Genomic DNA, 26721 nt, shown 5'->3' with positions numbered 1-26721 from the left:
CTTGTGCCTAGCAGGCGCAAGTGTCTTTCAGCATGCTGAAACAAGGAAGAGAACTGGGGGCGGCGGATTATGGATTTACAGGCATTTCTCATTACGTTTCGTGAGGCGCTTGAGGCCATTCTCATTGTTGGTGTAATCGTTACGTATTTAACGCGTATTGATGCTGTGCACTGGCATAAATGGGTTTGGGTTGGTGTGTTTTTGGCTTTGATCGTGAGTTACGGCTTAGCCCTGGCTTTCCAGGTTTTATTGACCGGATTTGCCAGTATGGGCAGTCAAAATTACTTGAAAATCGGCATCATGCTCGTCTCTTCCGGGCTGCTGACACATATGATCATGTTCATGGGCAAACAAAATAGCGAGCTGCAAGGCAAGGTTCAGAGCAAGGTTGCACATATTCTAACCATTGGCGGCGCCATCAATATGGTCGTCCACTCTTTCTTAGTCGTTGTGCGCGAAGGCGTGGAGACGGTTTTCTTTTTTGCTGCAATTACGGGTGGGAACATACAGAAAGCACTCCAAAGCTGGGGAGCACTGGGCGGACTCATCCTGGCCGTCGTCATTGGTCTGCTTTTTTTCAAAGGGACGAAGAGAATTCGACTGGGCACTTTCTTTCGCATCACCGCTGTGTTTCTGATGATGATTTCTGCGGGATTGTTCGTGCAAGCTATTGGAATTATGCAGGATTTGGGCATTATTGGGAGTTTGTATCGAACAGCCGGACACCAAATTGGTGAAATTTATAATATAACGGCAATTATGCCGGAGCATCCTATCGATGGTGTGCAATATCTCCGTGATTTTGGGGAAGAGCCGCTTATTAACGGCCAAGTCGGCATTTTCTTCAAAGCGTTCCTAGGCTATACACAGAACCCTTCACTGGAAGAATTCGTCGGTTACTGGGGATACTATTTCTTGGTATTCATCTTGCTTGCCGTTCAGAAGAAGCGTCAAGAACAGGAGCAGGTAGAAGAAGAGAAAGCGGCTGCGTGATAGCTGCAGTAGGAACTTCGAATGGTTAAGCATAAGGAGCGAGGACATATGATGAACATAGGAATTGTTGGATACGGTCATGTTGGGAAGGCGATACATGCTTTGTTTCCAAACGCTGCGGTTTATGATGCACCCATGCAGATTGGCAGCCAAGATGAGGTAAACAAAAGCGAGGTCGTCTTCGTCTGTGTTCCGACTCCCTCCCTCCCGAGCGGCAAATGTGATACGTCTATTGTAGAAGAAGTGATCATGTGGCTGACAGCCAAAGTCATCGTGATCCGCTCGACAGTTCCCGTAGGATTCACTGACGTTATGAAGGAACGAACGGGGAAAAGAATTGTGTTCCAGCCGGAATACTATGGAGAAACCGTGGATCACCCCTTCTCGGATCTGCGTCATCGGACGTGGCTCACATTTGGTGGCGAATCTGAGGATGTTAGCCTTGTGATCCGTGCCTATCAGCAGGTGTATAACGCAGAAGTGAGAATCCGGCGGACGGATGCCCGCACAGCCGAAATGGCGAAGTATATGGAGAATTGCTTCCTTGCGCTTAAAGTGTCGTTTTGCAATGAGTTTTATGATATTGCCGGAGCACACGGGATTGATTACAATGAGCTGCGGGAAGTTTGGCTCGAGGACCCGAGAATCGGCCGCAGCCATACCTTCGTGTATGAGGATAGCCGCGGGTACGGCGGGAAATGCTTACCGAAGGATGTTGATGCGCTGATTAGCATGGCGGACGAGAAAGAAGTTAATGCTGATTTGATGAAGTCTGTTCAACGGAAAAATAATGACCTTCGTGCTTCATTCGAAGGTTAGTGAAGTTAAGCCCCTAAGTCCACGGATTGATCGTGGGTTTTGAGGCTTTCTTTCATATACCGTCTTGAACAACTGTAATGGTGCCCATATTTCCTACATAGACTCGGTTCGTCCGTGTGTTCAATGCCATATCCCCCGCAGATTCCCCCGTGCGAAGCGTTGTTAAACGCGTGTCGGTTCGTCCACTGTAAACAAATAAATTTCTTCCTTCGGAATCCCCGACGAAAAAGTGGTTCGTGAGCGGATTGACGAGAATCGATGAAAATGTCGGGATCTTTAAAGTCTTTTCGATCTTATTCGTTTGTCCGTTAAGGACGAAGAGCTTGCCGCCGCCTTCCTGCTGCGCGCTTGTGACATAGATGCGATTCGACAGCGGGTTCAAAGTGATCTCACTTTGCCTGCTTCCTAGCTGAATGGGGACGCTTTTCCCAAGGGTGCGGCCCTGTATCACAGATGCAAAACGGCTCAGGTTATTAGCCACGTAAATACGATTGGTCACGCTATTGATAGCAGGTGTAATAATGGGATTACGGCCTACTTTGATCGTCGAAACGACTTGAAATGTCTTCCCATCAATCACATGAATCGAATCCGTGCTTACATTCGTGACATGAATGCGGTTCGTCCGCTCATTCACGGACACAAGCGCTGGTGATCCGCCAACCCTCAACGTCTTGAGGATACGGTTGGTGCTGCCGTCTATGACGCTAATCGTGCCGCTCAGATTGGCTACATAGATTCGATTGCTGCCTCGGTGGATACCAAGGCCATAAGGGCGCTGTCCGACGCGTACAGCTGTCAGCACGCTGTTTGTTTTTCCGCTGATCACGGAAACGGTAGCATCCCGGAAGTTCGTGGCGTAGATGCGATTGGTACGGGAATTCACCGCAAGGAACGTGGTGCCATCGCCCGCCTTCACATTTCGGAGGACTCGGTTAGTCTTCCCATCAAGAACGCCTACTTGGCTTTCACTATGAACAAAATAGACACGATTCGTTACTGAATTCGTTTGGATATCACCGACAGCCCCGGCTACTTTAACAATTGTAATGACTTGGGGCAACGTCTGCGACAATCGGGCAAGGCTTAGGGAATCTCGTCTACGATCCATGGAAGGTCCCCTTTCAATGAACATATTCGTACACATTTTAGTACTACTATATGAGCAATCGTGTAAGGGGGAACCTTTGGCTAATCCCAATAATCCAGTCTCCCAAAAATCTAACTACAGTACACAAAACTAGCTACTCCAAGTGATCTAAACACAGTGCACAGAGCTAGTGCTCCAAGTAATCTAAACACTGTGCACAGAGCTAGCTACTCCAAGTAATCTAAACATAGTGCACAGAGCTAGCTACTCCGTTTGATCTAAACAACCTCACTAGCTAGTAATGGCCATTTTTTGCAGCAGAGGGTGGGTTCTTCACACAACTAGATGTAAAAAGTGCATCAAAATATAGGCTATTTTTGATTTTGAGCAGCGATGATGCATTTTGTGCATCAAATATCGGGAATTCGACTCAAAGTGGGCAGAATCTGACTGATTTGATGCGCTTTTTGCAGTAAATCTGTTGAAATCGCCAATATAGATTGATTTTGATGCACTTTATGCATCTTCGATGGATAATTGTTTAGCCACCAGCCACCAGCCACCAGCCACCAGCCACCAGCCACCAGCCACCAGCCACCAGCCACCAGCCACCAGCCACCAGCCACCAGCCACCAGCCATCAGCCACCAGATGTGCTTTCCGATTTGCATCTAAAGGGGGATGCAAAAAAGCCTGCAATCCAACTAATGATACACTAGTTGGATTGCAGGCCTGTAACCGCCGCCGTTTAGCGCAGGTTGGCGCGCTTGAGCAACCGCTGGATGGAGCGGTTCGCTTCGGGCAGGACGATGTCCTTGTCGATCGTCCGCATGATGCGGTTTTCCATGACGATACGACCGTTAATGATCGTCGTTTCTACGTCAGCTCGCGTCGCGGAGTAAACGATGCGAGAGATCGGATCCACGTCGAAGGACGGATACGTGTGGAAGTTGTTGAGATCGAGAATGGCCAGGTCGGCCTTCTTGCCGACCTCGAGGCTGCCGATCTCCTTCTCCATGCCGACCGCGCGGGCGCCTCCGATGGTCGCCATGCGGAAGACCGTCTGCGCATTCATGGCCGTCGGCCCGTGTATCGGCTTCTGGATTAGCGCAGCCAAACGCATCTCGTTAAACATATCGAGATTATTATTGCACGGCGCGCCATCAGCTCCGAGGCTGACGGAGATATCGAGCTTCAGCATGTCTGGTGTCTCGGCAATGCCTGAAGCAAGCTTCAGGTTAGAGCCGGGACAATGGCTCACATGCACGCCTCGGTCATGGATGATGCGCTTCTCTTCCTCATCAAGCCAAATGCAGTGCGCCAGAATCAGGCGCTCATTCGCCAAACCGAGATGATCGAGATAGACGATATTGCGCATGCCAGTCTCGGCCTGCACAATCTCGATCTCGCCGAGATTCTCTGATGCGTGCGTGTGCACTTTCACTTGGTACTGCTCCGATAGGCTGCGGACCTCACGCAGCAGCTCTTCCGTACACGATATGACGAATCGTGGAGAGAACGCGTACTGGATGCGGCCATCGTCGTGGCCGTTCCATTTCTCCAATAAATCGACACTTTGCTGGAGCGATTCGGAGGTCTTCTCCTGCAAAGCAAAAGGAACTTCGTCCCCTTTGTCCATCATCACCTTGCCGGATAAAGCGCGCATGCCGCTCTCCGCGATAGCTTGAAAAGCAAAGTCGGTGTGGTGCACTGTCTCCATATCGACGATCGTCGTTGTACCGCTTTGAATCAGCTCGCCGATGCCAAGCATGGCGGAATAATAGATCGATTCCTCATCATGCGAGGCTTCAAGCGGCCATATCCGCGTTTTCAACCAATCCATTAGTTCCAGATCGTCCCCTTTACCGCGGAATATAGTTTGACATAAATGAATATGGGTTTGAATGAAGCCTGGAATGATCGTACGATGCTTGGCGTCAATCACCTTATCCACCTGTGAGGGATTCAAATCCGGACCCATTGCTGTAATTCGGTCATTTTCGATAAAAATATCCCCAGTAATAATATCTCCATTGCCGTTCATGGTCACAATTTGCGCATCTTTAATTAGAATGGTTGTCATCATTAAACCTCCTACTCCTATTATTGTATGAAGCAATGGACACAAAAAAACTAGCCATGAAAAATATGCCTGACATGCGCACATTTTTCGTAGCTAGAAATTTACGGTTTCTAAGTAGAGACCCTTAATCCAATTATTAAGGTTATACGAAATGGGTAGTATTCAGTTCCGTTCCTGCTTTCCTATAGCGTAATCGGATACAGGCCATTTTGTCAACAGTGTGTTACGTAATCTAACATCCCCTCCCTCTTTTATGAAAACGGAGTCAATCATTCTGGATGATTGATCGTTCCACTTCCTACCGAGAATGGCGTCGTAATGCCTTCATACATAAGATGCATCGTCATTCCAGCTGCGGCGTGTACGAGGTTATGGCAATGATCCATCCATAGTCCTGGATTATTTGCAACGAAAGCTACCTCATAAGTTTCTCCTGGCAATACAGCCAACGTATCGGACCACCAAGGGCTGCCCGTGGATGGTTTGCCATTGCGAGACAGCACAAGCACATGATGACCATGTAAGTGCATGGGATGTTCGACGTTACCGCGGTTCACAATAGTCGTTTTGACGAGATCGCCTTCTTTCACCATTAGCATGGGTGTAGTCGGGAACACTTCGCCATTCAACGTATAAAGGAAATTCAGATTACGATTGTAGAATCCCAGTTTATTATCCAAAATTAAGGTGAAATTTCGATCAAACCGACTATTTGCATCAATGGGTGTTGAGGTCGGGGTACCATAGTGAAGGGGATCGAAAGCGACCGTTTGAGGAAGCTCGGGAAGTTCTCCCTTTCCGTCTGGTGACATCAATATGCCGCTGCTGCGGTTATCGCCAACCTTCAGGTACACAGGACGCTCTGGCATGATGAACGTGATGTCATACCGACCACCTGTAGTCACTACCAAATGTGTATTAGTCAATACATCAGGCTTATTCAGTTCCGTTCCGTCAATCGCTGCCACCTCAAAATGAGTGCCGACAAGGGTGTATTTTTGCTGCACCCAATCGTCTGTGTTAATAAGTCTCATGCGGACAGGCGTCCCTGGCGCGATTGTCATGCGTTCTAATTGATCTGACGCGCCAATGGCGAAATTATTGCCTTTCCAGCGATGTGTCATGACCGTGATGTCCTTCACTTGCTGCAGGGTTTCCACCTTCGGCTCAACGATTAACGCTCCGAAGAGTCCCATGCTCACTGCCTCTTGTGAATCTTGGTGAGAGTGATACCAGAAAGTGCCCACTTGCTCTGCGCGGAAGCGATACGTGTAGCTCTCGCCCGGCATAACCGCATTTTGCGTGGCTCCGGCAACGCCGTCCTCGGCATTCGGCACATCCAAACCATGCCAATGCGCAGTAACGCCATGCTCGATATCCTCGTTGACCAAAGTGATCTCGACCAACTCTCCCTGTTTCATACGCAGTTCCGGCCCTGGAATTTGCCCATTGTACGTCCATGCATCCACGGTTTTGCCAGAGCTAAGTGTGACCGTTTTTTTCTGAGCTGTAAGTGTAAAATGGCGATCCGGCGTCCCTTCGAGCGGACCCTTAAGGTCAGCAACAGACACCATTTTGGCAGAAGAGGAGCCGTTCGTACCCTCTGTTCCGTGATTGTGCGGACTCATATTCGCCGTTACTGCCTGCCCGCCATAATCGTGTGTCCCGCTTGCCATATCAATTTCCGCTGGCAATTGACTGTTGTTCATTGCCAGTATAAATAAATAATAGGCAGACCCAGCCACAACAGCCCAAACTCCTACCATTGTTAAGGCGCGTTTCCATAACGTAGGAACGACATAAGTTTCCATTTTACTTACCTGCTTGAAGCGAATTTGATGTCTCGACCAAAGTCCAACCGTTGCGAGTACAAAGGCAGCCAGAGGTATGGAAATGTCCAACCATCGAAATGGAACCGGAGGCACGAGTGAGAAATATAAAGCGGTTAGCGCGCCTAGAGCCGTCATTTGAAAAGGAATAATGAGACCGGGGCTAGCAGCTCTATGGTAAATAGTTGGTTCAATTGCAGCACCGGGCTCGGTTAAGTTTTGTTTCGTTAAGGAACGCAATTTGATCAGTTTAGGAACCGATACGAACCATATGGTCAAAATAGGAAGAACTACCAGTGGAGCTTGAATAAACACACGGTCTTGCCAGAAGACCGGATCCATGGATTGCTGCATCCAGACAATAGCTCCAATGATTATGGCAGCTGGAATAGCTGGAAACCATGACCAGAAAAGCAGCTTGCTTGCCTTGCGGTGCATCCGTTCCAGACTCTGGTTATATAGTAATCGGGACGCTTTGACGCTCCCTATCCAGGTGAATATGAGGAATAATAAACTAACAAACAGTATGATTAGAACACTTATGCTGTACAATGAAAACCCTCCTAAGAATCGATAACTTCTTGAGGTAAGCGGTTACTTTGTATGTAATCAACTGGAAATAGTTTGCGTTTTCATGAGGGGTATGGTATGATGAATCCAATCGACAAAAAGAACCTGAATTCACATATTGTAAAGGGTTTTCATTTTTGTTAGTGAACCTTATACAATGTGTGAATTTTTTCTCTTTGAAGAATAAAAAACATGTTAATAATTTTTGGAGGTATTTCTCATGGCTACTGGTACAGTAAAATGGTTTAACGCAGAAAAAGGTTTCGGTTTCATCGAAGTTGAAGGCGGCAACGATGTATTCGTTCACTTCTCCGCAATCCAAGGCGACGGTTTCAAAACTTTGGACGAAGGCCAACACGTTGAGTTCAGCGTTGTTCAAGGCAACCGCGGACCACAAGCAGAAAACGTTGTAAAACTGTAATATAATTAAAAAGACTGCCTTTACTTGTGTAATGGCAGTCTTTTTCAATTTAGCTTATGAGGGCGGAGAACGTTTTGCCAATAGCAGAACGCTGCGTCACTGCTTACCAAGCTAGTTTTACTAACGTAAAACTCTAAGGAGGTTTATCCATGTATTCCAGAAAAAAGTCGCTTGAAGAGATGCCTCTAGAAAATGTGACGGTATGGTCTTGTGAAAAAGAAGGCTGTAAAGGCTGGATGCGAGATAATTTTGCATTCGATCACGTGCCGACTTGTCATTTATGTCAGTCCACTATGGTTCGAAGTGTCAAGTTACTTCCTTTAGTTAATAACACGAATACGGATCAGAAGGCGCTCAAAAAGGGCGTGCAAATTTAATATAACGAAACCCGAAGGCACGGATGTCTTCGGGTTTTTTGTGTTCCCACGGAAGAAGTAGGCATATAAGAAACAACTCACTTGTAAGCTGGGGAGGATAAATGTCAGTGAAATCAACAAAACGTCGTCATTGGCCGCTTTTGGCCGGCGCTTTCCTACTTGCCGCGTGTGTGGTGGTTTTGATTGGCAAATCGCCATTCGGTGCACCATTCTCTTGGAAAGACAATACGCCTGCAGTTGCAGTAGCGACACCGCTGCCAACGCCACCACCGCGAGAGTCTGTGGAATTTCGAATGTTGGACTTTGATCGCGGCTGGGTGAAATATGCAGATGGGATCGCGAGAACAGAGGATGGCGGGGCAAAATGGCAAGAAGCGCTCGGAACAGACATCTCCGCTGAGGAAGCGGGAGGCTCCTTGCCAACAGACGGGCCGATTACGGAACTGCTTAGCCTTGAGGCAAGTTTAGGCTCGACCGGTCAGGACAGCCCCAAACCGCTTACGGTCACAGTGGGCAATGCCTCTTTGCAAGTGAAGCAATCGCAGTTCCTGACCCCTCGCATCGGATGGGTGCTTCTCGCTAGCACGAAGGATAGCAAGAACCCGCTGCTCATCACGACTGATGGTGGACAGACCTGGGTGGACGGTATGACGGCTGAGGTCAAAGAGGCCATTCTGAAGGAGAAAAAGCATCTGCAGGAATTGAAGATGGAATCGGCGCTCTACGGGACCAAGGAGGATGCCAAAGCGGTCATCGGCTCGAAGTGGAAGCTGGTTCCGGATAGCGCAGCCCCAGGAGATGCGGTGTTGGTGCGGCATAACGAACCTGGGAGTATCACTTGGTTGGATAAAACGTATACCCTTCAACCTTATGGGACGGGATATTTTACGTATTTGCCGATTACGATGAGTGCAAAGCCAGGGAAATATCCGATCGGTGATCAGACGCTGACCATTCAACCGAAGAAGTTCGAGACGCAGTATCTGAAGGTAACTGCCCAGATGGAAAGCATGAAGCAGGACACGGGGCGCATTGCAGCCGACCAGAAGAAGATCGATCTGGCGCGAAGTAAGTCCGAGCCGGAGTTTCTGTTCAGCGGGCCGTTCGTGCAGCCCGTCGAGGGGATTTTGACGACACCGTATGGGTACACCCGTTATGTAAACGGGAAATACGACAGCTCTCATCTGGCCATTGATCTGGCCGCGAAGGAAGGTACCCCGATCAAAGCAACGAACGACGGGGTCGTCGCGCTAGCGGAACCCTTATATTTGACCGGCAATGCCATTTATATCGACCATGGTATGGGGCTTTTCTCGCAGTACGCCCATCTCTCGGAGCTGCGCGTGAAAGCAGGGGATCGGGTCAAGCAGGGCGATATCATTGGGCTCGTCGGCACGACCGGTTTCTCACCGGGCCGCATTTGCACTTTGCCTTTTGGGCGCACAATGTGCAGGTCAATCCGAACTTGTTTTTTAATACGACACCTTTTCGCTGGGTTCAGCCGAAGGGGTAAAATAGTATAGGACACCAACTCTCAGCATGAACAGAGAGAGGGTGTCCTTTTTTATGTGATCGTGAGAGAAGTAGCTATTTGGTGCCGGCGCATGCTACAATAAGGAACAAATGTTCTAGGACGGAGAAAAAGAGAGATGACCTCTAACGTCAACATTTCCGTGCGCTCCTTGGTGGAATATGTGTATCGCAGCGGCAGCATTGAGTCAGGTTTTCGGACAAGCCGGGCGCTGACGGAAGGGACCAAAGCGCATCAAAAAGTGCAGAAGCAATACGGCGAGTCGGACCAGCATGAGGTTTATGTTTCGGCAGAGATCCCCTATGAGGATCTTTTATTTGTCATTGATGGGCGCTGTGACGGGCTTCTGATGGATGTGGATGGCGTGACGGTTACCGTGGACGAAATCAAATCAACCTCATCCGATATTGGACAGATCGAGGAGGATTCCTATCCAGTTCACTGGGCACAAGCCAAATGCTATGCCTATATGGTGGCCAAGGATCGAGGGCTAAGCCGAATGCGAATTCAACTTACGTATATGCAGGTCGATACGGAAGCGACTCGGCGATTTGTTGTGGAAGCATCATCGGACGAGCTTGAGCAGTTCATGCTTGACGTGGTGGAGCGGTATTATCCTTATGCGCAGGCGAGATACGAGCATGAACTGGGTAGGAATCAGAGCATCAAGGAGCTTTCTTTTCCGTTCCCGAGTTATCGTGAAGGGCAGCGTAAGCTTGCCGGTGCGGTGTACAAAACGATAAACGAAGGACGCAAGCTGTTCGCCAAGGCGCCTACAGGCATCGGGAAGACGATGTCGACCCTATTTCCATCGGTCAAAGCAATTGGTGAGGGACTGCTGCAGCGGATCTTTTATTTGACGGCGAGAACAACGACCCGTACCGCTGCGGAAGAAGCCTATTCGCTACTGCAGGCCGGGGGCTTCAACTGCAAGTCGTCACGATCACAGCGAAGGAGAAAGTCTGCTTTAAGGAGGAAGTGCGGTGCTCGAAGGAGCATTGTGAGTTCGCCGACGGCTATTATGACAGAGTTAATGAAGCTGTGCTCGATCTACTGAGACATGAGACGATCATGACCCGCACAGTCATTGAGTCATATGCGCGAAAGCATCGGGTGTGTCCTTTTGAATTTTCACTCGATGTCGCCTATGCAGCAGATGCTGTCATTTGCGATTACAATTATATTTTCGATCCTCGTGTGAATTTAAAAAGGCTGTTTGAGGAACAGAAGCGGCAAACCTTGCTCCTGGTAGATGAGGCACATAATTTAGTAGACCGTGCGCGCGAGATGTATTCAAGCAGTTTAAATAAATCGGATTTCCTTGCGCTGCAGCGGGAGTTCAAGGGCGCTCGAGCCGAGCTGCATGATGCGGCCAAGGCTATTAATCAGTACTTTATTGCGATGCGTAAGCAGATCGGGGATCGCCAGATGCAGGTGGAGCAGGAACTGCCGGAGGCATTGATTGGGCTGCTGGACGTGTTTATTGCAGCAGCGGAAAAAGAGCTGGCCGGAGCAGGCGCCAGAGGTTTGGCAAGCGGTGGAAGCCTGCAAGGCGCAGAGATCGAGCCCGCGACGGCAGCACCTCCTGCGGCTCCGCTGCTGCTGGAGGCTTACTTCGGCGCACAAAATTTTGTGCGCATTGCGAAGCTGTACGATGAACGGTATGTGACGTTCATGGAATGTGACAGGAACGAGGTCAGCGTGAAGCTGTTCTGCCTCGATCCGTCCCATTTGCTCCGGCAGATGGGCAAGGGGTATCGGTCGCATGTGTTTTTCTCAGCTACCCTCTCGCCGCTGTCCTACTTCATGGACACGCTTGGAGCTGGGGAGGACGACTATTCCGTGACGGTGCCGTCCCCTTTTTCCAAAGAGCAGCTGGATGTCTTCGTTCAGCCTCTTTCAACTCGCTACCAGGATCGTGAGCGCAGCCGCGAGCCGATTGCCCGCTCGCTGTATGAGCTGCTGGCGAAGCGTTCGGGTAATTATTTGGTGTTTTTCCCTTCGTATGCTTATATGAGCAGCGTATATGAGGCTTTCACTGACCTCGTTGGTGAACAGGAGGCATTGTATCCAGAGGAAAGGGAGCTCCGAGTTCTCGTGCAGCAAACGCAGATGTCGGAGGAGGAGCGGGAGCACTTTCTGGCGGAGTTTCAAGCGGGATCGGAGAAGACGCTTGTAGGCTTTGCAGTGATGGGCGGCATCTTCTCGGAGGGCATTGATCTGGTAGGAGACCGGCTAACAGGCGTGGCCGTCGTCGGGGTCGGTTTGCCGCAGCTTGGGCCAGAACGCAACCTTATCAAAGCGTACATGGACAGAACCGGCAAAAACGGCTACGAGTATGCCTATGTGTTCCCGGGTATGAACAAAGTGCAGCAGGCTGGCGGGCGCTTGATCCGCTCCGAAACGGATCGCGGCGTTCTGCTGTTGATCGACGACCGCTACCTTCAGCCGCTGTATCAACGTCTACTGCCAGAAGAGTGGCGCGACTACACGGTGCTGCAGGCACAGCGTCAGTAGATTATGTTATGCTTTGCAAAAAGGCGAAGAACCCTTTTATCTAGAGGGATCTTCGCCTTTCGTTGCAGCAGGAAGTAAATCTCTGAAATTGTGGGAATCAATGGATTCCATTGGATTTTTTACAGTGTTTTTTTGATATAGTTTCATGGATACCTTGTGCTATTGGAATTTTTCCAATAGAAGTGTTTTGAAAGAGCGATTTAGGGTGAAATCAATGCCCTTCCATTGGATAAATTCCAATGAAATTATGATTTTTACAGCTTGAATAGAGAATCTATTGGATTATTTCCAATGAAATGAAATGTCTAACATGCCATAGCTCACCAAACTCATTAATCACAAAAAAACAGTGGAATTTATAGGAAGTTATTGATAAAATTAAAGAGAAAATGAAACCGTGTTTCACCGTGTGAAATTTTTCTTTGGAGGGGTTATGTATGAATTTTTCATTTCATGGGATTGACCACATTCAATTAGCGGCTCCTGAAGGTTGTGAAGATGAGGCGAGAAACTTTTTCGCCAAATTACTAGGCTGGACAGAAATCCCGAAACCTGAGAACTTAAGAAAACGCGGCGGTGTATGGTTTCAATGCGGTATTCATCAGGTTCACATCGGGGTTCAAAAGGATTTTGTTCCTGCGACTAAAGCTCATCCAGCCTTTCAGGTCAGCCAATTAGACGAGCTGCAGCGATATTTGATGAATCTTAACATACAAACCATCCCAGACGATGTAAGAGACGACGAGGGCGTAAAACGATGCTATTTGAATGACCCATTCGGCAATCGCCTTGAATTTATTGAATGGCTTTGATAAGAATACGCGGTATTAAAGCTCATGTTCTTGTTTCCATTTTTGAATAGCTAAAATGAATTCATTTCGATGGTTGCCAGGAAAATGGTCCAATGCCTTATAATTAGGCGCGTCGGCAGCCATTATTTTAGAAACGTGGGCAACACGCAGAATTTCTGCCATATCGTTTGTTATCTTAAAAACAATTCGGATACCAGCCTCTTGTAGGGTAATCGCTTTACAACCTGCGAATTTAGGATTTGAACTAAAGCTAAGCTCTTCGCCAACCTCATTCGCTCGGTAACTCAATTCATCAATGGCTTGATTCACTTCATCTAATACGGAATTATCCAACTGCCAATACTCCTGAGCTGCTCCTGCATCAAAACGAATAGCCAATCGCTCCTTCGTGTGGTTCTTTGCGGATTTCATTCCAATTCAACATGGAGGCTGGGTCTTGTGTAAGTCGATCTATTCGTTCATTCAGGATGCGCTCTTCCTCCTGTTCTTCAAGCTGAGCCAGTCGTTCAAACATTTGCTCGAAGTAAGGGTACCCAACCAAAACTGTATCGACGACACTATTCTCGGTGATGAATTGGGGCAGATTCTTGGCTTTTTTACGCAGTTCGCCAAATTTTTTGGAAGCCGTGGTGGAACTGACTAATTGATCGGCTGTAAAAGTAAGTTTTGTCATGGATATAGTATGATCCTTGTTGCATTAAGTATTCAGATGCTGATGGAGACTGTCTACTCATTCATTCATGCTTACGTTTATTTACAAACCATAAGTAGGTTACCGTCCGGATCTCGAAATGCGAACCATTGCTCATTTTGGATCTCTGTAACAAGCTCCACCTCATTATTTTTCATGAATTCATAAGATGCTTGAATATTCTCGGTTTGAAACATAAAAGCAGGTGTTTGATAAGTTGGAGGGCCGCCAGGCTCGTTGCCGCCCCACATGGGCATTTGATCTAGCACAAGGGATGTTCCATCCATGGGAAGAGCGTAGAGGTGCCCGAACAAGATATCCCCGTCAGGAGCTACACCAAGTAACTTACAGTACCAATCTCGTGCAAGCATAATATTCCGAACGGGAATAAAGACATTGCTAATTCGATTCTTAATCGGACTTGACACACGAACCTCGCTCATATCAACCCAACCTCCATAAAAGGGATAATTTCCCTCTAAGTATTTCATAGGAAACCTTGTCTGTAAATGATTTGCAGCTTTTCACCAGAAAGAAAAAGAGTGAGCTGACAATAATGTCAACTCACTCCTATTTTTATCACATAAGAAAGTATAAGTTTTCGATTCCCGAAAACCGCTTTATCATAAGGACATCCGATAAATATTCACAACATCTTCGCGATTCAGCTTCTTAAAGTTGCCAAAGTCCCCATAAACCATGGCTTTATCAGCCATGAGCTCAATGGTTGAGTCGTCGATGTCATAATCGGACAGTCGGCTTGGCGCGCCAATGGAGGCGAGAAATTCACGGAGTGCCGCAATACCTTCCTCCGCAACTTGGCGGTCCGACTTGTCAACCGCATCAATGTCAAAGACGTTCTGTGCGAACTGTTTGAACCGAGCCACGTTGGCATCGAGTGTGTAGGTCATCCAGTTCGGGAAGAGGATCGCAAGACCGCCGCCGTGCGGAATATCGTGAACGGCTGATACAGCATGCTCCAGATTATGGGTCGCCCAATCGCCGCGAACGCCCATGCTTAGGACTCCGTTAAGCGCCATTGTACCGCTGTATAGAATTGTTGCGCGTTGTTCCAGATCATCTAGATCTCGCAGCAGGCGCGGAGCCGTATCAATAACCGTGCGAAGGATTGTTTCACAGAAGCCATCCTGCAACGGTGTGTTAGGCGTATGATGGAAATACTGTTCAAACACGTGAGACATGATATCAACCATGCCATAAACGGTTTGATTTTCTGGCAAGGAAGTCGTATGGGCGGGGTCAAGAATCGAAAATTTAGGGAATGAGAACGGGCTGCCCCAACCGAGTTTCTCTTTGGTTTCCCAATTCGTAATAACTGAACCGGAGTTCATTTCTGAACCCGTTGCCGCGATTGTGAGGACAGTTCCCAAAGGCAGCGCATCCGTTGCAGAAGCCTTCCGTGTAACGATATCCCAGAAATCACCTACGTACTTTGCTCCAACAGCAATCGCTTTGGCGCAGTCGATGACGCTGCCTCCGCCGACGGCAAGGATGAGGTCAATGTTCTGGCTGCGGCACATTTCAACACCACGATGAACAGTTGTAAGCCTTGGGTTAGGCTCTACACCGCTCAGTTCGAAGATATTTACATCCAAGCCTTTCAATAGATGAACGACATTCGTATAAATGCCATTCTGTTTAATGCTTCCGCCGCCATAGACGAGCAGCACGTTCTTACCATATTTGGATACCTCAGCTGTTAATTTCTCCAGTTGTCCCTGACCGAAATGCAGTGTGGTTGGATTATAAAACGTAAAATTATTCATTAAATTACCTCCTCAGTGAGTCTGTGGGTAGAATGTTCTTACCCTTTCATTGTATCGAAGAAACAGTGAAAAACAAAATTTAGCCTCTACTAAGGAATGACGACAGCCTCTGCCTTAGATTCCTAGCGCGTGAAAGACCGATCTCTCCGAAACAGTAAATAGTCCCATCCTTCGTAACAAAATGAAGAAAAAAGTAAGCTCTTCCTTTAATCAGGAAATGATATTAAGATGAAGCTGTGGCAAGTAAATCGAAGGTACTCGGCAAGAAAAGTTGTAGATAAATCGAACGAGGCAGGACTTCCTCTTATTTCCATAGAATTTCAAATGTCTACAATGCCATATCAAGGAAGTGATTGCACCGTGCGTGTGACTAGAAGATCTGACCGCATTTTGGAAATTGCCTATTGTTGTGTACGGTGGTTTTTTGTACCGACGTCAACCATTCTATTTATGAAGTATTATCATCAAACGACATTAGATCTGATCATTTTTATGAGTCTATTTGTCTTTGCTGTTATTTATATGGGAATAACGGAATATGCCATACATCGCAGTCCCATTGACTCTGCCTTCTATCACTACACAACGAGGACGGGAGTGCTGTTAGACTACGTGGCCTTTGTAGCGATTATTTCGCTAACCGGAGGTACCCAGAGTCCCGTATATCCAATTGCTTATCTGGTTATTTTGCATGCGTCATTATACTGGAGTCTCGTTGGGGCCATGGTGGCAACCCTCATGGTGATTCTTGGTTATATCGGTGTTGTTATCACGGTCGATGGCGGTTTTATAATAGAAGATCTGCCGCGGCATTTTTTCAATTTTGCCTTTTTGATCATGATCGGTGTGATTGGCGGCATCATCGTGGCGCGGGAGCGAAAGCACTTTGTAGAGAAGGGCATTTTTGAGAATTTAGCTAAAAAAGACTACCTAACCGGGCTCTATAATCACCGCAGCTTCCAAGAGGAGATCAAGGAAACGATTGCGAAGCAGCAGCATTTTACCCTCGTTATGGCAGATATTGATTATTTCAAACGCATTAATGATCAGTATGGTCACCAGGCAGGGGATGCGGTTCTGCGGTCGATCGGAACATTGTTTGAATCGAGCATTCCTAGTGAGCATGGCAGTGCCTTCCGCTATGGTGGTGAGGAGTTTGTCATCATTTTATACACGCAGGATCGGCATTTCGCTAGTGATCTGCTGAATGAATTCAGAGAAAGGCTGCGCGTGCTTGAGTTCGGTACTGACGAGGACAAGTTCCATATTACCATGAGCTTTGGAGCAACGGTGCGTGACAAGGAGCAAAGGGCGACAGAACTCGTAGCTGCAGCGGATGCACTTTTGTATGAAGCGAAGGAGCAAGGAAGAGACCGCTTAGTGTGGGGATCGTATTCACTTCCCTAGGCGAGAGATGGTATGATCGGTCTGTATCCAACGATTACTAATTAGGAGGGAAGCAGCATGGCAACGTTAACTCCATACATTTACAGCAGTGATGCAAGAAAACAAGCTGACTTTTACGTGAAGGCACTAGGCGGGGAATTGGTTAGCCTTCGTACTTTCGCGGATATGCCGGATGCGGATGAATCTATCAAAAATCGCGTCATGCATCTAGAACTGCAAGCTCTTGGCCTTCGCTTCTTCATGGCTGATTCAGGTAAAGATACAGTGGATAGAGGCCACGGATTGGATTTGACGCTGGAATTTAAGAGCGAAGAAGAAGCTCGTCGTATATTTGAAGGACTTTCAGATGGCGGCATTGTGAAAATGCCTTTCCAACGTATGTTCTGGGGAACGATGTTCGGTCGTCTGGAAGATCCTTTCGGTGTGATCTGGCAGATAGCAACTGAATCGTAATCATCCTATGAAAACTATGCCAAACAGCCAGGGATATACCGTTGGACAGACGGCAAAAATATGTCAGACCTCGATCCAGACCCTCCATTTCTATGACAAAATTGGGCTTGTGAAGCCGCACCGTGTGGATGGGCAGAATGGCTATCGATACTACTCCAGTCAAGATATTCTTGCGATTAAAATTGTTCAAGACCTGCAGAGTATGCAGTTCACGTTAGAGCAGATCGGTCAGTTTCTCAAAAGCAAAAGCATGGACGGTATCCCGGAGCTAATGCGTGGGAAGAAGGCGGAAGCGGAAGAAACGATTCGCACGCTGGAAACGGTCGTCGGCACGATTGATCAAAGGCTGCGGCATTTGGACGCCCAAAGGCAGCTGCGTAACGAATTCGAGCATTCGCAAGTCGTGGTAGAGCTGAAGACATATCCGGATCGCTTCGTTGCTTTCGAACGCAAACGTGACGAATGCGGGATGGAGGCTTCGGTTATACGCTTCATGGCGCTGATGGACCGGATCAAAGAGAGCGGATTGACGATGGATGGACACATTTTGACCATCTACCATGAAGATCTACTGACGTTTGACAGAGGCGACTCCGATATTGAGATCTGTGTGCCGCTGCTGCCAAGTAAGCCCGAACCTGCCTTTACCCGGTGGCTGCCAGGCGGGGATTACATATCCGCGGTATACCCGGGTTTTCCTAATGAAGATACGTGCAAGTCACTGTTCCAGCGTTTAAGGGATTGGATGAGCTTGAACGGCTATGAAGAAAACGGTCCTGTGCTGGAGCGGTATTTGATTGATTTTACCCATATGATCAATACAGATGACTTTATTGTTGATCTTCAAATTCCTGTGAAAAACGTATTGACCCTATAGCTGCTATAGGGTTTATTGTTGTTTTCATAAGAAGAAGCCAGCCGGTCATTCTGGCGAAAACCATTTGGGAGGATGCAGCATGGAAGTCATATTGGGAGCGGGTCCGCTGGGCAGGGCCGTCATGAAAGAGCTTTTGAGGAAAGGGAAGAAAGTCAGAATGGTTAACTCCTCGGGCAGGGCAAGTGTGCCTGATGGTGTTGAGGTGATGCAAGCAGATCTGATGAGTGAAAGCGGTGCTCTAACTGCACTAAAAGGGGCAAAAAACGTTTTTCAATGCGCGCAGCCTCCTTATCATAAGTGGGATGGGTTGTTTCAGCGAATGATGAGCCATATTACGAAAGCAGCTGCCCATCATCGGACGGATCTAATCATGGGGGATAACCTCTACATGTACGGCGAAGTTAAGGGGGCGATCCATGAAGGGCTGGCTTATGAGGCTTCCACGCGTAAAGGCAAGGTAAGGGCTGAAGTTGCTCGCGAGCTGTTGGATTTACACCAAAAAGGGACCGTGAGAGTAACGATCGGCAGAGGGTCTGATTTCTTTGGACCGCAGGTAGAAAACTCGTCCGTTGGTTCGCGCTTTTTCACACCGGTAGCGGCTGGGAAGTCGATTTCACTGCTTGGGAACCCTGATGCGCTGCATACCTTTACGTATATAGACGACTTCGGTCGAGCCCTCGTGACCTTGAGTGAGCATGAAGATGCCTTCGGTCAGGTATGGCACGTCCCAAATGCAGAGACCGTAAGCGCTCGGCGATTCGCGGAACTAGCCTACGAGGCTGCAGGGCACTCTCCGCGCATTGGCACGATGGGCCGTGGAATGCTCCGTCTGGGCGGTCTATTCATACCGGCAGCCAAGGAGGTTATCGAGATGCTTTATCAATTTGAGCAGCCTTTTGTCGTGGATAGCAGGAAATTTGTACAACGTTTTGGCGGAGAAGCGGGACCTACGCCGCTGCGTACAGCGCTTACCGAGACAGTCGCGTACTATCGCGAGAGGATAAAGAAATAAGAGGCTGCTTCTCCGCCTGGAGGCCGATGGGATCTTGTTTATATTCCGTTTAAAATAGAAGTGTATGATACCTAGGTAAGGAATCATACCAGAGAGACGGATGAACATCCAATCGGTAAAGGAGTAGAGATAGATGACAGCTACAAGGAAAGAAGAGCTAAAGGGTAAGAGCAACTGGCGTGGATTCGCTCGTTTGCTCGCACAGGCTAACCCGCCCAAGCTCGTATTAAGCATAGCACTAGGGTTAAGTATTATTTCAACATTGGTGGGGTTGGTAATCCCGCTGTTTACGAAGAATGTCGTTGACAGCTTCTCCATTAGTTCCCTGAATTGGGGACAGATTGGCGGTATGGCGATCGCTTTTGTTGCATCGGCTGTAGCTTCCGGGGTTTCAGTGTACTTACTGAACTTTGCGGGACAGCGCGTTGTGGCCGGCATTCGGGATCGTTTGTGGAAGAAGCTGCTCGTTCTGCCGGTTAGATACTACGATAGCCATCAGACGGGGGATACGATTTCTCGAATGACGAATGATACAGCTGTTATTAAGGGACTCATTGCCGAGCATATGGCGGGTTTCGTCACGGGGATCATCTCGATCATTGGATCTATTGTGGTGCTTCTGTTTATGGATTGGAAAATGACGCTCATCATGTTCAGCGTATTCCCGATAGCCTTCGTCATTCTTTTTCCGCTGGGGCGGCAAATGTTTAAAATATCCAAAGGCATGCAAGCCGAGACAGCCAGCTTCACCTCCGTGCTGAATCGAGTGCTATCGGAAATGCGCTTAGTGAAGGCAGCCAACGCCGAGCCTGTTGAGTATAAAGAAGGTGCCGCAGGGATTCAAAAGCTCTTCAAATTCGGGCTGAAAGAAGGTCGGATTCAAGCATTAATGGCGCCGCTTGTTACTTTTGTCATGCTGATGCTGTTTGTTGTGCTTTTCGGATATGGCGGCATGCAGGTTGCCTCCGGGGCTATTTCCGCTGGTCAGCTCGTTGCTTTCATGCTGTATTTGTTCCAAATTGTTGCGCCGATTACGCAAATTACACAGTTTTTCAATCAGGTACAGAAGGCGATGGGGGCGACTGATACGATCCTGAAGGTACTCGATTATGAAGAAGAGAATCCGCATGCCGGAGTACCTGTCACGAATGCCTCGCAGTCGATTCACTTCGATCAGGTATCTTTCAGCTACAAAGAAGGGGACTCTGTTCTAAAAAATGTCAGCTTCACCATGGAAGCGGGCAAGGTTACGGCAATTGTAGGACCGAGCGGCAGCGGTAAGACGACGATGTTCTCTCTTTTGGAAAGATTTTATGCGCCGCAAAAGGGTTCAGTCACGTTGGGGGCCGACCGAATTGATCAATTCTCGCTCATCTCTTGGAGGAGTCAGATTGGCTATGTTTCGCAGGAGAGTCCGCTGATTGCCGGGACGATTCGGGACAATATCTGTTACGGACTGCAGCATGAAGTGACGATGGAGGAGCTGAAGCGGGCTTCACAGATGGCGTATGCCGATGACTTTATCGAGGAGCTGCCGCAGAAGTATGAGACCGAGGTCGGTGAACGCGGCATCAAGCTGTCAGGTGGACAGCGTCAGCGGATCGCCATTGCGCGAGCCTTGCTGCGGGATCCGAAGATACTGATGCTGGACGAAGCGACATCGAGTCTGGACAGTAAATCGGAGGTTGTTGTGCAGCAAGCCCTGCAAAATTTGATGCAAGGACGCACCACGCTAGTAATAGCGCATCGCTTGTCGACGGTCGTAGATGCCGACCAAATTATCTTTCTGGACAAAGGCGTCGTGACAGGCAGCGGTACACACCAGCAGTTGCTGGAGTCCCACGAGATGTACCGCGAGTTTGCTACGCAGCAGCTGCAGCTGCAAGATCAGATGTCTTCGGATCACTCGCAGTTAGAATCTGTGGCAACTGTGGAGGTTCATTCGTAAAATAGGATGAGCCAAGAATGCGAAAAGCGTTTCAAACCCTGGTATGATGGGGTTTGGAACGCTTTTTTAGTAGCTCGGATAGTTGAGGGGCTAGCGTATATGCGCGCTTTTTTGCCATTGAAGCCTATGGGTGAAGTTGTTGGGGGTCTTGAGGAGCAGTATCACGACATGGTGTTGGCCGACGGCAGTTTCACGATAGGTCCAATCTCCGCTGCTTCACAAGACAGGTCCAAGTTGCACAATGTACAACAATATACTGCTTTAGGACCATTTCAGCTCGACATGTTGCATTTCGTACAACAATTTGAGCTAGAAACGAGGTTTCCTAAGTGAAATCGATCGATTTGTTGCAAAAAATACAACATTTCACCAATTTGCCTGATTAAACCCGCCTATTGTTGTACGAAATACAACATCTCACTACTTTGCCCGATGGAACCTGCTAATTATTGTGCGAAATGAAGGTCTTTTGAATTAACGTTCCCAGTCTGTTCGAATCAGGGATGTACTTCTACTTTTGGTAGTATGGGTCCCAATTGTTGTAGATTTTACAACAATGGAGTAAGAGAGGCGGGATATAGGCAGTAGGGATTCAAGTTCCAAGATTTTCTCTCATAAGAGAGGCAATCTTACGTTCATCTTCACCAGGCTTATTTTCTAACCTTTGAATAACAAGCTCTTGGCGCTCTGTTGGATGGTTTTGACTCAATTTAGCCTTTCCTTCGATGCGAGTAATTTTAATTCTAAATCCTTGAATACCTTTACTCAAACCTGCTAAATAACTAGCATCTACTTGGTCTAATTGATAGGAACTGCTCGGTTCTTCATATTTTAAAACCAAATCAGTTAACGAATTCATCACTACTTGTGCATCTTCTATAAGCTCAACCTGGCCATATACATGAACAGCAACGTAATTCCAAGTGGGAACTGTAGTAGAAGTCTCATACCAAGAGGGAGAGATATAGCAATGCGGACCATGAAAAATCGCTAAGACCTCCTGCTTTTCGATCTCCTTCCATTGCGGATTAGGGCGTGCAAAATGTCCAAATAAGTATTTTCTTTTCTTATCCAATGATAGGGGTAGGTGAGTTGCGAATGGACTGCCTTGATGCTGAGAAATCAGCGTGGCAAAGCCATTTTGCTCGATAATATTGTAAATAATCTGGTCATCCTTTATTTCGAAGTGTGATGGAATGTACATATATTCACCGTCCTAGATTAGTTTCCATAAATTATAGCCATTCAGGTGGCATAGAAAAAGTGCCAATTTATCATAAATCTATTAGACCAATGATGTTGTCAGCTGCATTTATAAGAAAAGGTCACAAGGAGGAGACGATCTCATGTCGAATATGTAGGATAAAATCATGTATCACTGTGACCTGTTGGGAGGCTTGGACAGATTGGATAAGGTACGATGGGGTATTATTGGTTGCGGGGATGTGACCGAGGTCAAAAGCGGACCTGCCTTGCAGAAGGCGGAGGGTTCTGAGCTTGTTGCTGTCATGCGAAGAAATGGTGCGCTAGCAGAAGATTACGCCAAAAGACACGGAGTTGCTGCCTGGTACGATGATGCGGAAGCGCTGGTCAACGATCCGAATGTCAATGCGATCTATGTCGCGACACCTCCAGGTTTTCATCGGGAATATGCGCTGCTGGCAGCACGGGCGGGAAAGCCTGTCTATGTGGAAAAGCCGATGGCGAGGAATCATGCGGAATGTTTGGACATGATAGCTGCTTGCGAAGAAGCAAAGGTACCTTTATTCGTGGCCTATTATCGCAGAGGCTTGCCCAAATTTGTTGAGATCAAGAGATTGCTTGACAGCGGTATCATTGGTGAGGTCCGATTCGTACAGACGACTTTTCTCCAAACCATGAGGCAAGATGATGGACAGGAACTGCCGTGGCGGATTAGGCCAGAGCTTTCCGGAGGCGGTTTGTTCGTTGATTTGGCGAGTCATACGCTGGATGTTCTTGATTTTTTACTTGGCCCAATTGGCGAAGTAAAAGGTTTTGCCAGAAATCAGTCGGGGCAGTATCAAGTTGAAGATATCGTAACAACGACCTATGCATTTGAGTCTGGTGTCATGGGTGTTGGGATTTGGAGTTTCAATGCGTTCAAGCGCAGTGATGTTACTGAAATTACGGGGAATCTTGGGAAAATTTCGTTTTCGACGTTCAGCGATGATATTCGCGTGGAGACGGCAAATGGTCGGATCGAGGAGTATGCAATTCCTTATCCGGCTCATGTCCAACAGCCCCTTATTCAATCGGTGGTTGACGAGCTGCGGGGTAGGGGTAAAAGCCCTAGTACGGGTCGGACTGCGGCGCGTACGAATCGGGTGATGGATGAATTGCTACGTGACTTTTATCTTCCTCTGCAGTCCTGAGCACAATCTCCTCCAGATGTTTACAGAAAACTTATAAATACGGATAAAACAATTGACGGAAACCCATGAGCCCTTTAAACTATGGTTAATTAATATGGAGCCTTGGGTGTTTCATATCCGCACACTGTGTCCCGCAAAAGCGTTAAAGTGGTGAGTGAGCAATGAGTCCAAGCGATAAATGGGAACTTAGAGAGGGGTAATTATGTTGAAAAAGAAAGCACTCGTATCATTCGTATTATCAGCAGTTCTTATGGTCGTAGCAGGTTGTGGGCAAAAGGCGGCTCCGGCCCCGGCAGCAAGCGCTGCGGCTTCAGCAACTCCGGCAGCAACGGCAGCCGCGCAAAAGTCTTATAAAGTCGCGATTTCCCAAATTGTCGAACATCCGTCTCTGGATGCAACACGTCAAGGTTTCCTTGCAGCGCTTAAAGATGGCGGTATCGTGGAAGGTACCAACTTGAAAGTCGATTTCAACAATGCGCAAGGCGATCAACCGAATAACTTATCCATTGCTCAAAAAATTGCTTCCGCCGACTACGATTTGGTACTTGGTATCGCAACACCATCCGCACAAGCTCTGGTACAGCAAGTGAAGAAATCTCCAATTTTATTCGCAGCTGTTACAGATCCGCTTGCAGCTAAAATTGTTAGCAATGTGGACAAGCCGGGCGGTAATGTTTCTGGAGCTTCGGACACGAACCCAATGGCTGTTGCACAATTAATGGATTTCGTTGCTGCGAACTTGCCTAAAGTGAAAACTGTTGGTCTTGTTATTAACGAAGGAGAGCCTAACGCGGTTATCATGGCCAAAAATGCAGAGCAAACCTTAACGAAACACGGCATTAAGCTCATTAAAGCGCCGGTTACCAATACGTCTGAAGTAAAACAAGCTGCACAATCCCTCGTTGGGCGCGCAGATGCTTTCTTGATTACGCTTGATAACACGGTCGTTAGCGGTGTGGATGGAATCATTCAAATTGCTAATGATAAACACATTCCGTTCTTCTCCAGTGACCGCGATACAGTGGAAAAAGGTGCTTTTGCAACAGTTGGCTTCAAATACTATGATCATGGCTACCAAGTTGGTCAAATGGCTGTCGACATTCTCAAGAATGGTAAAAAACCAGCAGACATGAAAGTAACTGTTCCTGAAAAAATGGATCTGATCTTAAACCTGAAGGCAGCAAAAGCTCAAGGAATTGATGTAACAGACGCGATGAAAAATGCAGTAAAAGATAAAGAGAAAAACATCATTCAGTAAGGTTAAGACACAAAAGGGGTGAACGTCGCTTTCGTTCACCCCTTTTTTTCAAAGTAGGAGGTTATTCACATGATGGATTCAATGAATGGTGCCGTCGAGCTAGGTCTTCTCTATGCGCTGATGGCGCTTGGTGTTTATATCACGTTTCGCATTCTCGATTTCCCTGATCTAACGGTGGACGGGAGTTTTACAACAGGCGGAGCTGTTGCAGCTATCATGATTGCTCATGGCTATTCGCCGCTGCTAGCTTGTTTGGCTGCTTTGGCAGGCGGGCTTGTGGCTGGAGCTTGTACGGGATTGCTCCATACGAAGGGTAAAATTAATGGGCTTTTATCAGGGATCCTTATGATGATTGCCTTGTATTCCATTAATATGCGGATCATGGGCAAGCCGAACATTTCACTTCTCAATGTCGATACAATATTTACTTCCATGTCGCCGATTACAGTTGTGCTCATTATTGTCATCGTGTTCAAATTGCTGCTGGATGCGTTCCTGCATACCGACTTGGGACTTGCTCTGCGAGCGACGGGCGATAACGCGCGAATGATTCGCAGCTTCGGAGCGAACACAGACAGAACCACGATTCTAGGTGTTAGCTTATCGAACGGATTAGTAGCGCTATCCGGAGCGCTCATCGCGCAGCAGTCGGGCTTCGCCGACATCTCGATGGGGATCGGGATGATCGTCATTGGACTGGCTTCCGTTATTATCGGGGAAGCAATTTTTGGTGCCCGTACGGTTTTTCAAGCGACACTGGCTGCTGTACTCGGTTCCATCGTGTACCGTATTGTTGTGGCATTGGCTCTGCGAGTCGAATGGCTAAAAGCATCCGATTTGAAGTTAATTACCGCGATTATCGTTATCATCGCGCTCGTTCTTCCTTCCGTGCAGCGAGCGATTAAGCAAAAAGCAACAGCGAAAAGGCGTTCGGCTGAACTCATCGCCCTTGCTGTGAAAATGAACAAGGGAGGTGATCGTTAATGCTTCAGCTCTCGAACGTTTCTAAGCTATTTAACCCCGGTTCCGCAGATGAGAAAATCGCGCTAATCGGTATTAACTTGAACCTCAAGCCCGGTGACTTCGTCACGGTCATTGGCAGTAATGGCGCCGGTAAATCGACGCTGATGAACATCATTTCCGGCGTCATGACGCCGGATGCCGGCGAAGTGCGTATCGGCGGCGAGGTCATCCACCACCTGCCGGAATACGAGCGCAGCCGCTGGATTGGCCGCGTCTTTCAAGACCCCATGGCGGGGACCGCTCCTCGAATGACCATCGAGGAAAATCTCGCCATGGCGTATGCCCGCGGCAAGAAGCGCGGGTTAAGCTTCGGCGTCACCGCGCGCAAGCGCGCGCTGTTCCTGGAACAGCTGCAGCGCCTCGGCATCGGCCTGGAGGGCCGGCTGCGCGCGAAGGTGGGCCTGCTCTCCGGCGGAGAGCGTCAAGCCCTCAGCTTGCTGATGGCGACGTTCACCAAGCCGCAGATTCTGCTGCTTGATGAACACACCGCCGCGCTGGATCCTTCGCGCGCGGAGCTCATCACACGATTGACCGAAGACATCGTGCGCGAAATGAAGCTGACCACGTTGATGGTCACGCACAACATGGAGCAGGCGATTCGTCTTGGCAACCGCCTGATCATGATGGACAAAGGTCGCATCATCCTGGATGTGAGCGAGGAACGGAAGAAGGACCTCACCGTGGAGCAGCTGCTCGGTGAGTTCGAGCACATCAGCGGCAACAAGCTGTCGGATGACCGCGTGGTGTTGGGTTAAAGATAGAAAGCCTTCGGCGACAGGGATGGATTCCCTGGGCTGAAGGCTTTTTCTTATGAAAAATCGAATCATACTG

Annotated in this window: 24 protein-coding genes, 1 pseudogene and 1 riboswitch; of the genes and pseudogenes, 16 read left to right on the top strand and 9 right to left on the bottom strand. The window is 48.1% G+C overall.

Annotation, left to right across the window (positions count from 1 at the left end):
• The first annotated feature begins 69 nt into the window (after nucleotides 1-69).
• Nucleotides 70-993: an FTR1 family iron permease gene (locus ACBP55_RS37525; protein WP_464648655.1), complete on the top strand. Its 924-nt coding sequence runs from the start codon at nucleotides 70-72 to the stop codon at nucleotides 991-993.
• A 48-nt stretch (nucleotides 994-1041) separates the two neighbouring features.
• Nucleotides 1042-1812: a Rossmann-fold NAD(P)-binding domain-containing protein gene (locus ACBP55_RS37520; RefSeq protein ID WP_464648653.1), complete on the top strand. Its 771-nt coding sequence runs from the start codon at nucleotides 1042-1044 to the stop codon at nucleotides 1810-1812.
• Nucleotides 1813-1864: 52 nt separating this feature from the next.
• Here the strand turns inward: ACBP55_RS37520 and ACBP55_RS37515 are convergent, their stop codons facing one another.
• The 4 genes from ACBP55_RS37515 to ACBP55_RS37500 form a co-directional block, all read right to left on the bottom strand.
• Entirely contained in the window at nucleotides 1865-2923 is a 1059-nt protein-coding gene (locus ACBP55_RS37515) for a YncE family protein (protein WP_464648651.1), read from the bottom strand.
• Nucleotides 2924-3312: 389 nt separating this feature from the next.
• Entirely contained in the window at nucleotides 3313-3549 is a 237-nt protein-coding gene (locus ACBP55_RS37510; protein WP_464648649.1) for a hypothetical protein, read from the bottom strand.
• 100 nt (nucleotides 3550-3649) lie between these two features.
• Nucleotides 3650-4984, bottom strand: a complete 1335-nt coding sequence (locus tag ACBP55_RS37505; RefSeq protein ID WP_464653563.1) for a 5'-deoxyadenosine deaminase — start codon at nucleotides 4982-4984, stop codon at nucleotides 3650-3652.
• Nucleotides 4985-5054: 70 nt separating this feature from the next.
• A riboswitch (purine riboswitch) is annotated at nucleotides 5055-5154 on the bottom strand.
• Between the two features lie 99 nt (nucleotides 5155-5253).
• Nucleotides 5254-7365: a multicopper oxidase family protein gene (locus tag ACBP55_RS37500; protein WP_464648647.1), complete on the bottom strand. Its 2112-nt coding sequence runs from the start codon at nucleotides 7363-7365 to the stop codon at nucleotides 5254-5256.
• A gap of 238 nt (nucleotides 7366-7603) precedes the next feature.
• Between ACBP55_RS37500 and ACBP55_RS37495 the strand changes: the two genes are divergently transcribed.
• The 5 genes and pseudogenes from ACBP55_RS37495 to ACBP55_RS37475 all read left to right on the top strand — a co-directional run bounded on the left by ACBP55_RS37495 (nucleotide 7604) and on the right by ACBP55_RS37475 (nucleotide 13041).
• Entirely contained in the window at nucleotides 7604-7804 is a 201-nt protein-coding gene (locus tag ACBP55_RS37495; RefSeq protein ID WP_029199448.1) for a cold-shock protein, read from the top strand.
• Between the two features lie 149 nt (nucleotides 7805-7953).
• Entirely contained in the window at nucleotides 7954-8181 is a 228-nt protein-coding gene (locus ACBP55_RS37490) for a cold-shock protein (protein ID WP_029199449.1), read from the top strand.
• Nucleotides 8182-8288: 107 nt separating this feature from the next.
• Nucleotides 8289-9704 (top strand): M23 family metallopeptidase, encoded by a 1416-nt coding sequence (locus ACBP55_RS37485; protein ID WP_464648644.1) that lies wholly within the window; start codon nucleotides 8289-8291, stop codon nucleotides 9702-9704.
• A gap of 126 nt (nucleotides 9705-9830) precedes the next feature.
• Nucleotides 9831-12229, top strand: a pseudogene (locus ACBP55_RS37480) (ATP-dependent DNA helicase).
• 437 nt (nucleotides 12230-12666) lie between these two features.
• Nucleotides 12667-13041, top strand: a complete 375-nt coding sequence (locus ACBP55_RS37475; RefSeq protein WP_464648642.1) for a VOC family protein — start codon at nucleotides 12667-12669, stop codon at nucleotides 13039-13041.
• Nucleotides 13042-13056: 15 nt separating this feature from the next.
• On the opposite strand, the gene ACBP55_RS37470 is transcribed toward ACBP55_RS37475, so the two are convergent.
• The 4 genes from ACBP55_RS37470 to ACBP55_RS37455 all read right to left on the bottom strand — a co-directional run bounded on the left by ACBP55_RS37470 (nucleotide 13057) and on the right by ACBP55_RS37455 (nucleotide 15519).
• On the bottom strand, nucleotides 13057-13419 hold the full coding sequence (locus ACBP55_RS37470; protein ID WP_464648640.1) for a hypothetical protein: 363 nt from the start codon (nucleotides 13417-13419) through the stop codon (nucleotides 13057-13059).
• Nucleotides 13403-13714 carry a hypothetical protein gene (locus ACBP55_RS37465; protein WP_464648638.1) on the bottom strand — a complete coding sequence of 104 codons (312 nt, stop codon included), beginning with the start codon at nucleotides 13712-13714 and terminating at the stop codon, nucleotides 13403-13405. Before ACBP55_RS37465 ends, ACBP55_RS37470 begins: the two co-directional genes overlap by 17 nt.
• A gap of 77 nt (nucleotides 13715-13791) precedes the next feature.
• Nucleotides 13792-14175, bottom strand: coding sequence for a VOC family protein (locus ACBP55_RS37460; protein ID WP_464648637.1), 384 nt, complete (start codon nucleotides 14173-14175; stop codon nucleotides 13792-13794).
• Between the two features lie 180 nt (nucleotides 14176-14355).
• Nucleotides 14356-15519 carry an iron-containing alcohol dehydrogenase gene (locus tag ACBP55_RS37455; protein ID WP_464648635.1) on the bottom strand — a complete coding sequence of 388 codons (1164 nt, stop codon included), beginning with the start codon at nucleotides 15517-15519 and terminating at the stop codon, nucleotides 14356-14358.
• Nucleotides 15520-15747: 228 nt separating this feature from the next.
• Between ACBP55_RS37455 and ACBP55_RS37450 the strand changes: the two genes are divergently transcribed.
• The 5 genes from ACBP55_RS37450 to ACBP55_RS37430 all read left to right on the top strand — a co-directional run bounded on the left by ACBP55_RS37450 (nucleotide 15748) and on the right by ACBP55_RS37430 (nucleotide 21216).
• Nucleotides 15748-16926 (top strand): GGDEF domain-containing protein, encoded by a 1179-nt coding sequence (locus ACBP55_RS37450; protein ID WP_464648633.1) that lies wholly within the window; start codon nucleotides 15748-15750, stop codon nucleotides 16924-16926.
• A gap of 57 nt (nucleotides 16927-16983) precedes the next feature.
• Nucleotides 16984-17379, top strand: a complete 396-nt coding sequence (locus ACBP55_RS37445) for a VOC family protein (RefSeq protein WP_464648631.1) — start codon at nucleotides 16984-16986, stop codon at nucleotides 17377-17379.
• Between the two features lie 7 nt (nucleotides 17380-17386).
• Nucleotides 17387-18256, top strand: a complete 870-nt coding sequence (locus ACBP55_RS37440) for a MerR family transcriptional regulator (RefSeq protein ID WP_464648629.1) — start codon at nucleotides 17387-17389, stop codon at nucleotides 18254-18256.
• 79 nt (nucleotides 18257-18335) lie between these two features.
• On the top strand, nucleotides 18336-19268 hold the full coding sequence (locus tag ACBP55_RS37435; protein WP_464648627.1) for an NAD-dependent epimerase/dehydratase family protein: 933 nt from the start codon (nucleotides 18336-18338) through the stop codon (nucleotides 19266-19268).
• Nucleotides 19269-19401: 133 nt separating this feature from the next.
• Nucleotides 19402-21216: an ABC transporter ATP-binding protein gene (locus tag ACBP55_RS37430; protein ID WP_464648625.1), complete on the top strand. Its 1815-nt coding sequence runs from the start codon at nucleotides 19402-19404 to the stop codon at nucleotides 21214-21216.
• 592 nt (nucleotides 21217-21808) lie between these two features.
• On the opposite strand, the gene ACBP55_RS37425 is transcribed toward ACBP55_RS37430, so the two are convergent.
• Nucleotides 21809-22420 (bottom strand): FMN-binding negative transcriptional regulator, encoded by a 612-nt coding sequence (locus ACBP55_RS37425; protein WP_464648623.1) that lies wholly within the window; start codon nucleotides 22418-22420, stop codon nucleotides 21809-21811.
• Nucleotides 22421-22586: 166 nt separating this feature from the next.
• Here ACBP55_RS37425 and ACBP55_RS37420 point away from each other — a divergent pair, with 166 nt between their 5' ends.
• The 4 genes from ACBP55_RS37420 (at nucleotide 22587) to ACBP55_RS37405 (ending at nucleotide 26645) form a co-directional block, all read left to right on the top strand.
• Complete coding sequence (locus tag ACBP55_RS37420) at nucleotides 22587-23609, top strand: Gfo/Idh/MocA family protein (protein WP_464648621.1); 1023 nt, start codon at nucleotides 22587-22589, stop codon at nucleotides 23607-23609.
• Between the two features lie 202 nt (nucleotides 23610-23811).
• A complete protein-coding gene (locus ACBP55_RS37415; protein ID WP_464648619.1) occupies nucleotides 23812-24867 on the top strand; it encodes an ABC transporter substrate-binding protein in 1056 nt (351 codons plus the stop codon).
• A gap of 69 nt (nucleotides 24868-24936) precedes the next feature.
• Entirely contained in the window at nucleotides 24937-25851 is a 915-nt protein-coding gene (locus ACBP55_RS37410) for an ABC transporter permease (protein ID WP_464648617.1), read from the top strand.
• Nucleotides 25851-26645 (top strand): ABC transporter ATP-binding protein, encoded by a 795-nt coding sequence (locus tag ACBP55_RS37405; RefSeq protein ID WP_307606130.1) that lies wholly within the window; start codon nucleotides 25851-25853, stop codon nucleotides 26643-26645. Before ACBP55_RS37410 ends, ACBP55_RS37405 begins: the two co-directional genes overlap by 1 nt.
• Nucleotides 26646-26721: the final 76 nt, after the last annotated feature.

This window comes from Paenibacillus sp. WG02 (assembly GCF_055396115.1).
This window is presented reverse-complemented; position numbering and strand designations above follow the sequence as displayed.

Bases quoted from the DNA above. Each gene is read 5' to 3' on its own strand.
- ACBP55_RS37525 (WP_464648655.1), top strand. From the start codon at position 70: ATGGATTTACAGGCATTTCTCATTACGTTTCGTGAGGCGCTTGAGGCC.
- ACBP55_RS37520 (WP_464648653.1), top strand. From the start codon at position 1,042: ATGATGAACATAGGAATTGTTGGATACGGTCATGTTGGGAAGGCGATA.
- ACBP55_RS37515 (WP_464648651.1), bottom strand. From the start codon at position 2,923: ATGGATCGTAGACGAGATTCCCTAAGCCTTGCCCGATTGTCGCAGACG.
- ACBP55_RS37505 (WP_464653563.1), bottom strand. From the start codon at position 4,984: ATGACAACCATTCTAATTAAAGATGCGCAAATTGTGACCATGAACGGC.
- ACBP55_RS37495 (WP_029199448.1), top strand. From the start codon at position 7,604: ATGGCTACTGGTACAGTAAAATGGTTTAACGCAGAAAAAGGTTTCGGT.
- ACBP55_RS37490 (WP_029199449.1), top strand. From the start codon at position 7,954: ATGTATTCCAGAAAAAAGTCGCTTGAAGAGATGCCTCTAGAAAATGTG.
- ACBP55_RS37475 (WP_464648642.1), top strand. From the start codon at position 12,667: ATGAATTTTTCATTTCATGGGATTGACCACATTCAATTAGCGGCTCCT.
- ACBP55_RS37465 (WP_464648638.1), bottom strand. From the start codon at position 13,714: ATGACAAAACTTACTTTTACAGCCGATCAATTAGTCAGTTCCACCACG.
- ACBP55_RS37460 (WP_464648637.1), bottom strand. From the start codon at position 14,175: ATGAGCGAGGTTCGTGTGTCAAGTCCGATTAAGAATCGAATTAGCAAT.
- ACBP55_RS37455 (WP_464648635.1), bottom strand. From the start codon at position 15,519: ATGAATAATTTTACGTTTTATAATCCAACCACACTGCATTTCGGTCAG.
- ACBP55_RS37450 (WP_464648633.1), top strand. From the start codon at position 15,748: ATGAAGCTGTGGCAAGTAAATCGAAGGTACTCGGCAAGAAAAGTTGTA.
- ACBP55_RS37445 (WP_464648631.1), top strand. From the start codon at position 16,984: ATGGCAACGTTAACTCCATACATTTACAGCAGTGATGCAAGAAAACAA.
- ACBP55_RS37440 (WP_464648629.1), top strand. From the start codon at position 17,387: ATGAAAACTATGCCAAACAGCCAGGGATATACCGTTGGACAGACGGCA.
- ACBP55_RS37435 (WP_464648627.1), top strand. From the start codon at position 18,336: ATGGAAGTCATATTGGGAGCGGGTCCGCTGGGCAGGGCCGTCATGAAA.
- ACBP55_RS37430 (WP_464648625.1), top strand. From the start codon at position 19,402: ATGACAGCTACAAGGAAAGAAGAGCTAAAGGGTAAGAGCAACTGGCGT.
- ACBP55_RS37425 (WP_464648623.1), bottom strand. From the start codon at position 22,420: ATGTACATTCCATCACACTTCGAAATAAAGGATGACCAGATTATTTAC.
- ACBP55_RS37420 (WP_464648621.1), top strand. From the start codon at position 22,587: ATGTATCACTGTGACCTGTTGGGAGGCTTGGACAGATTGGATAAGGTA.
- ACBP55_RS37415 (WP_464648619.1), top strand. From the start codon at position 23,812: ATGTTGAAAAAGAAAGCACTCGTATCATTCGTATTATCAGCAGTTCTT.
- ACBP55_RS37410 (WP_464648617.1), top strand. From the start codon at position 24,937: ATGATGGATTCAATGAATGGTGCCGTCGAGCTAGGTCTTCTCTATGCG.
- ACBP55_RS37405 (WP_307606130.1), top strand. From the start codon at position 25,851: ATGCTTCAGCTCTCGAACGTTTCTAAGCTATTTAACCCCGGTTCCGCA.